At 65.2% G+C, this 6424-nt stretch carries 8 protein-coding genes; 5 read left to right on the forward strand and 3 right to left on the reverse strand.

Features of this window, described 5'->3' with window-relative positions:
- Positions 1 to 87 precede the first annotated feature (87 nt).
- The 3 genes from ROV95_RS17000 to ROV95_RS17010 all read right to left on the reverse strand — a co-directional run bounded on the left by ROV95_RS17000 (position 88) and on the right by ROV95_RS17010 (position 3239).
- Positions 88 to 1161, reverse strand: coding sequence for an SRPBCC family protein (locus tag ROV95_RS17000; RefSeq protein WP_021203110.1), 1074 nt, complete (start codon positions 1159 to 1161; stop codon positions 88 to 90).
- 234 nt (positions 1162 to 1395) lie between these two features.
- Positions 1396 to 2037 (reverse strand): response regulator transcription factor, encoded by a 642-nt coding sequence (locus tag ROV95_RS17005; RefSeq protein ID WP_021203109.1) that lies wholly within the window; start codon positions 2035 to 2037, stop codon positions 1396 to 1398.
- The gene (locus tag ROV95_RS17010) at positions 2037 to 3239 is read right to left on the reverse strand and encodes a sensor histidine kinase (protein ID WP_312545420.1); all 1203 of its coding nucleotides are present in this window, start codon (positions 3237 to 3239) and stop codon (positions 2037 to 2039) included. Before ROV95_RS17010 ends, ROV95_RS17005 begins: the two co-directional genes overlap by 1 nt.
- Positions 3240 to 3389: 150 nt before the next feature.
- Between ROV95_RS17010 and ROV95_RS17015 the strand changes: the two genes are divergently transcribed.
- The 5 genes from ROV95_RS17015 to ROV95_RS17035 are packed head-to-tail and all read left to right on the forward strand — an operon-like array spanning position 3390 to position 6413.
- Positions 3390 to 3986 carry a GNAT family N-acetyltransferase gene (locus ROV95_RS17015; RefSeq protein WP_019659316.1) on the forward strand — a complete coding sequence of 199 codons (597 nt, stop codon included), beginning with the start codon at positions 3390 to 3392 and terminating at the stop codon, positions 3984 to 3986.
- A complete protein-coding gene (gene minC, locus ROV95_RS17020; RefSeq protein WP_164143875.1) occupies positions 3932 to 4777 on the forward strand; it encodes a septum site-determining protein MinC in 846 nt (281 codons plus the stop codon). Before ROV95_RS17015 ends, minC begins: the two co-directional genes overlap by 55 nt.
- Before the next feature lie 37 nt (positions 4778 to 4814).
- Entirely contained in the window at positions 4815 to 5624 is an 810-nt protein-coding gene (minD, locus tag ROV95_RS17025; protein ID WP_019659318.1) for a septum site-determining protein MinD, read from the forward strand.
- Between the two features lie 2 nt (positions 5625 to 5626).
- Positions 5627 to 5887 (forward strand): cell division topological specificity factor MinE, encoded by a 261-nt coding sequence (minE, locus tag ROV95_RS17030; protein ID WP_005408532.1) that lies wholly within the window; start codon positions 5627 to 5629, stop codon positions 5885 to 5887.
- 46 nt (positions 5888 to 5933) lie between these two features.
- Complete coding sequence (locus tag ROV95_RS17035; RefSeq protein WP_058979833.1) at positions 5934 to 6413, forward strand: hypothetical protein; 480 nt, start codon at positions 5934 to 5936, stop codon at positions 6411 to 6413.
- Positions 6414 to 6424: the final 11 nt, after the last annotated feature.

Raw genomic sequence — 6424 nt, forward strand, 5'->3', positions numbered from 1 at the left:
CGCCCTTGCCGGGCGCCAGATGAAAAAAAAACGCGCCGCAATGAGCGGCGCGTTTTCGTGTCCAGCACTACATGGGTCAGCCGAAGCTTACTTGACGGCCCAGTAGATGTCGTAGGTACCTTCCGGGGTGAACGACTTGTCGATGCCGTCCTTCCAGGTTTCGTACGGACGGTCGATCACTTCGTTGCCGGAGGTCACCGCCCAGGCACGCAGGCCGTTGCGGGCCACGTCAAGACCCGCCATGTGGCCGGTGTAGGCCGCATGCGCCGAACGGTGCGGAGCCACATGCACGTACTTGACCGGCGCGCCGCCGTCGATCTTGACGGTCAGCTCTTCAGCGGTGGCACCTTCAGCACCCTTCTTCTTCACCGGCTGGGCGATGTCGAAGGCGTACTTCTCCTGGCCGAAGTCGGTGGTGATGATGCGGAACGGACCGGCGGCTTCAAGGCCATTGGCCTCCATCACGCGCTTGATCCACTCCTGGTTGTCCTTGATGGACTTGGTGATCGTGTCCTGACCGCGGTCCACGTTACCGGCGTTGACGACCAGCAGGTCCTCAGCCGGCACATCGACGATGCCCAGATCGGTCAGCGGGGCTTCCGGCGTGCGGTAGTCGACGTTCGGGACGGTGGCCAGCATGTTGGCCATGCGCGACAGGCCCATCTTGATGTCGTCGCCGATCTGGCGGCTGACATACAGGCCGGCATAACGGCCGAACAGGTCGAAGCCGTACTTCACCGAGTAGTCCTGGGTGATCTTGACGTTACGGCCACCCTTGCCGGTCGGCTCCAGGGTGAAGGTGGTGATCTTGTCGTGACCCTTGGTGGCGTCATCGATGGCGATCGCAACACGCTTGTTCTCTTCGGCTTCGGTGATCTTCCAGGAACCGGTACCCAGGTCCTTGGAGGTGAAGTCGAGGGTGGCACCGACGCCGGAGGCCGGGCCGGACAGCTTCAGTTCAACGGCGGGATCGCGCAGTACCAGCGGGTTCCAGTCCTTGAAGCGGCGCAGGCTGCTGACCGTGTCGTACACGATCGTCATCTTGCGGTTGGTCTCGATGCTTTCGGTGATGTGACGCTCGCCCGGCAGACATACGCCAATGATGACGAACAGGCCAGCCACGATCCCCAAGGCGATCAGGAACTCGATAATACGGGTCATTCAGAGAGTCTCCGGGGCCGATCCCACGGCCGGGTTGATTGAAGCGAAGCGCCAATCCTAGCAGGCTTCGCGGGCATTGTTTATCGGGATTGGCGCACCGGTTTCCGTGCCGGCTGCGTATTTGTATGGACAAAGAAATCGAAGGGTACCGCATACCGACGCCCCTGAAGTAGGGGGCAACCCCGCCGGAGGGCCATGAATGGACCTCAAGTCATTGTCCTGAAAAGAATTTTCTCACACCAGCTGCAGCTCGAACGCCTTCAACACGGCGCGGGTACGGTCGCGCACGCCCAGCTTGGAAAGGATGTTGGACACGTGGTTCTTGATGGTGCCTTCGGCCACCCCCAGCGAATTGGCAATCTCCTTGTTGGAGAAGCCGCTGGCCATGAGGCGCAGGATCTCGGTCTCGCGGTCGGTCAACGGGTCCGGACGGTCCAGGCTGACAAACTCGTTGCGCATGTGCTCCAGGCCGGACAGCAGCCGCTGGGTCACGGCCGGCTGCACCAGCGAACCGCCGTCGGCCACGGTGCGGATGGCACCGACCAGCTGTGCCAGGGTCACGTCCTTGAGCAGGTAACCCTTGGCGCCGGCCTTAAGCCCGGCCAGCACCAGCTGGTCATCGTCGAAAGTGGTGAGGATGATGGTCGGCGGCAGCAGGTCCTGACGCGACAGGACCTGCAGCGCCTCCAGCCCGGACATCACCGGCATGCGCATGTCCATCAGCACCACGTCCGGTCGCACCTGCGGTATCAGCTCCACCGCTTGGCGGCCGTCGCCGGCCTCGGCCACCACCTCGATGCCGTCGTCGAGCGCCAGCAGGGAGCGGATTCCCTGCCGCACCAGGGTTTGGTCGTCGACCAGGCAGACGCGAATCATCAACGCACTCCTTCAGGAACCTTGGTAAGGGCGGCCACCAGCACCGTTGCCGGTACCGTCGCCCGCAGCCGGAAGCCTTCACCGGGCCGGGTCTCGACCTGCAGCTGGCCACCACATTGTTGCAGTCGCTCGCGCATGCCGCGCAAGCCATTGCCCACATTGACCGTATCCGCGCCGACGCCGTCGTCGCGGGCCTCCACCACCACCTGGTCGGGGGCTTCACGGTACACCTTGATCCACAGGTGGCGGGCACCGGCATGGCGCACCGCGTTGGTGATGATCTCCTGGGTACACCGCAGCAGCACGTGGGCCCGCTGCGGGTCCTCCACGTTCAGTGGATCCTCGATGTCCAGCTGGATGTCCAGCGAGGGCACGTTCTCGGTCAGCGGGCGCAGCGCCGCGGCCAGATCGATGGCACCGGTCTCGCGCAGCTGGCTGACCACCTCGCGCACGTTGCCCAGCAGCAGCTTGGCCAGGGCATGCGAGCGCTTCACGTGGTCCAGCGCCTGGCCTTCGGCCAGGTGGCCTGCCACTTCCAGGTTCAGGGTCAGCGCGGTCAGCTGATGCCCCAGAAGGTCATGCAGCTCCCGCGAAATACGGGTGCGCTCGTTGACGCGGGCGCTCTCGGCCAGGAGGGCACGGGTGGCGCGCAGCTCTGAATTGAGCCTGCGCTGTTCGTCGCGGGCCTCGGTCTGCTGTCTCGCAACAAGGCTGGTCACGAAGATGAACATGGAAAAGCCGCCATACAGCAACGACTGCATCACCGCTTCGAACAGCGGGAAGCGCAGCAGCAGGTAATAGACCGGCGCCACCGCCAGCTGGCTGACCAGCAGCCACAGCACGCACAGGCGTACCGAAAGCATCCACGGAATGACGCCGGCAGCCACCATCATCAGGATGCTGCCAAGGCCCGAGCCGCTGAGGAAACTGACGCCCAGCGCCGAGACCGTCAGCAGCAGCAGCAGGCCGCGGTCCAGCCAGCTGGTGTGGCTGCCGCTGTCGCTGCGCAGCAGGCGGGTCAGCCAATAGTACGCCGCGCCGAAGGACAGGTAGGCGAAAAACAGCAGGATCGCCCAGCCGCCCATATCGCTGCGGCTGTGCAGGTTCTCGAACTGCGAATACGCCAATGGAAGGCCGACCATGACCCAGGTGAACAGGCCGGCCAGACGGAGAACGCGGGTATGGCTGAGGACTCCCAACATGCCAGCACTCTACGGGCCCGGCCTGCGTCGCGCACTCCCACGGAAGTCATGCATCCGCGCCCCCTGTTCATGCCGCAGCCCACCCCGGGCATGCAATAATCGTGCGCAGGGTCCCCTGACGGACCAACCGCGTTACCCCACGGAGTCACAATGTCGATTGTCATCCGCGACGTGCGCGAGCACGAGCTCGATTCCGTCCTGGCTTTGAACAACAACGCTGGCCTGGCCATCCTTCCCCTGGATGCGGCCCGCCTGCGCCTGTTCTATGAAACCGCTGAGTATTTCCGCGTCGCCGAGCGCGATGGCAACCTTGCCGGCTTCCTGATCGGCTTCGGCAGCGACAGCCAGCACGACAGCAGCAACTTTGCCTGGTTCAAGCAGCAGCTGGACGCCCCGTTCTTCTATATCGACCGCATCGTGGTTGCCAGCCGCCGCCGTGGTGGTGGCGTCGGTCGCGCGTTCTATGCCGATGCGCAGAGCTTCGCCGAGCTGCGCTACCCGCAGATGACCTGCGAGGTCTTCCTCGACCATGGCGCCGATGCCGCCCTGCTCTTCCACGGCAGCTTCGGCTTCCGCGAGCTGGGCCAGAACACCATGCCGCAGGTCGATGTGCGCGCCAGCATGCTGGCCAAGGAACTGTGCAGCTACCCGTGGGTGAAGGAGACCTACGGCGGCAAGCTGCCGGATGTGGCATGGACACGTGCCCGGCAGCTGCCGGCGCAGGCACAGCGGCCGACGGGGACCTGAGCGTGGCGGTGAATTTCGATTACGAACAGGCCGGTGAACTGAAGATCGGCCAGGTGGGCATCGCCAACCTGCGCATCCGTACGCTTGACGTCGAACGCCTCGTGCAGGAAATGCGCGAACGCGTTACCCGGGCGCCGAAGCTGTTCGGCCGCGCCGCGGTGATCCTCGACTTCGGCGGCCTGAGCCAGGTACCGGACGTGGCCACGGCGCAAGCGCTGGTCGATGGCCTGCGCAGCGCCGGCGTGCTGCCGGTGGCGCTGGCCTATGGCACCAGCGCGGTCGACCTGCTCTCGCAGCAGCTCGGACTGCCGCTGCTGGCCAAGTTCCGCGCCCAGTACGAGCGAGCCGAGGCCGAGCCGCCCCCGCCCCCGCCCGCTCCGGAACCGCGCCGCGCAGCGCGCGCCGAACCGAAGCCGGCGCCGGCCGCGCCGACAGCCAGGATTGCCGGCGCTGCGGCACCGCAGCCGGGCCGCATGCAGCTGGGCAACGTACGCTCGGGCCAGCAGCTGTACGCTGAAAACTGCGACCTCACCGTGATGGCTACCGTCGGCGCCGGCGCCGAAGTCATCGCCGACGGCAGCATCCATATCTACGGCACCCTGCGCGGCCGCGCGCTGGCAGGGGCGCAGGGCAACACCGCGGCACGCATCTTCTGCCGTGATTTCCATGCGGAACTGGTGGCCATTGCAGGCCACTACAAGGTACTGGACGATGTCCCGGACAACCTGCGCGGCAAGGCCGTGCAGGTATGGCTGGAACAGGACCAGGTCAAGATCGCTGCGCTGGACTGACGCAGCTCCAAACTAATGCAGAACCAGGAGAAGTCCTTTGGCTGAAATCATCGTAGTCACCTCCGGCAAGGGCGGCGTGGGCAAGACCACTTCCAGCGCGAGCCTGGCCTGTGGCCTGGCGAGGCGCGGCAAGAAGGTGGCGGTGATCGACTTCGACGTCGGCCTGCGCAACCTCGACCTGATCATGGGCTGCGAACGCCGCGTGGTGTACGACTTCGTCAACGTCGTGCACGGCGAAGCCACCCTCAAACAGGCCCTGATCAAGGACAAGCGCTTCGACAACCTGTACGTGCTGGCCGCCTCGCAGACCCGCGACAAGGACGCACTGACCCAGGAAGGCGTGGGCAAGGTTCTGAAGGACCTGGCCGCCGACGGCTTCGACTACATCATCTGCGACTCGCCGGCGGGTATCGAAAAGGGTGCCTTCCTGGCGATGTACTTCGCCGACCGCGCCGTGGTGGTGGTGAACCCGGAAGTGTCCTCCGTGCGCGACTCCGACCGCATCATCGGGCTGCTGGATTCGAAGACCCACAAGGCCGAATCCGGGCAGAACGTGCCCGCGTTCCTGCTGCTGACCCGCTATACCCCGCTGCGCGTGGAAACCGGCGAGATGCTCAGCATTGCCGACGTCGAGGAAGTGCTGGGGCTGAAGGCGATCGGCGTGATCCCCGAGTCGGGTGACGTGCTCAATGCCTCCAACAAGGGCGAGCCGGTCATCCTGGATGTCGAATCCGCAGCCGGCCAGGCCTATGAGGACGCTGTCGCGCGCATCCTTGGCGAGGAGCGGCCGATGCGCTTCACCACCGTGGAGAAGAAGGGCTTCTTCAGCAAGCTGTTCGGAGGGTAAGCATGGGCCTGTTCGATTTCCTCAAAGCGAAGAAGACCACCGCCGAAACCGCAAAGAACCGCCTGCAGATCATCATCGCGCAGGAACGCAGCCACCGCGGTGGCCCGGACTACCTGCCCCTGCTGCAGCGCGAGTTGCTGGAAGTGATCAAGAAGTACGTGAACATCGACGTCGATGCGGTGAAGGTCGACCTGGTGAAGGATGGCCAGCACGACGTGCTGGACATCTCCGTGGCGCTGCCTGAAGGCCCGGACAAACCCTGATCCCCCGCCCCGCCCGTGCCTGCATGGGCGGGGCTGCGTGACCTGCATGACCGATACGACAACCACCGTGGGCATCACCTGCGTGGGCGACATCGCCTTCGCCGACGCGCAGCGCCTGCTCGCCGCGCATGGCCTGCGGCTGCACCACGTGGCGCCCGGCGAACCGATTCCCGGCAGTTACTGGGGCGAGCCAGAGGCCGGCATCATCGCGAGCAACGTGTACGTGCGCGACGACACGCCCGTGCATTCGATGCTGCACGAAGCCTGCCACCTGATCGTGCTGCCGCCGGAGCGGCGTGCGCAGGTGCATACCGACGCCACCGACTCGGTGGCCGAGGAAGATGCCACCTGCTACCTGCAGATCGTGCTGGCCGGGCAGCTGCCGGGTGTTGGCAGCGCGCGGTTGATGGCCGACATGGACGCCTGGGGGTACACGTATCGGCTGGGGTCTACACAGGCATGGTTCGAACAGGACGCCGAAGACGCGAAGGCGTGGTTGGTCGAACGCGGGTTGCCGGTGGCGTAACGCTCGGTAGT

Source organism: Stenotrophomonas maltophilia group sp. msm1, assembly GCF_032025805.1.
GTDB classification, from domain to species: Bacteria; Pseudomonadota; Gammaproteobacteria; order Xanthomonadales; family Xanthomonadaceae; genus Stenotrophomonas; species Stenotrophomonas hibiscicola.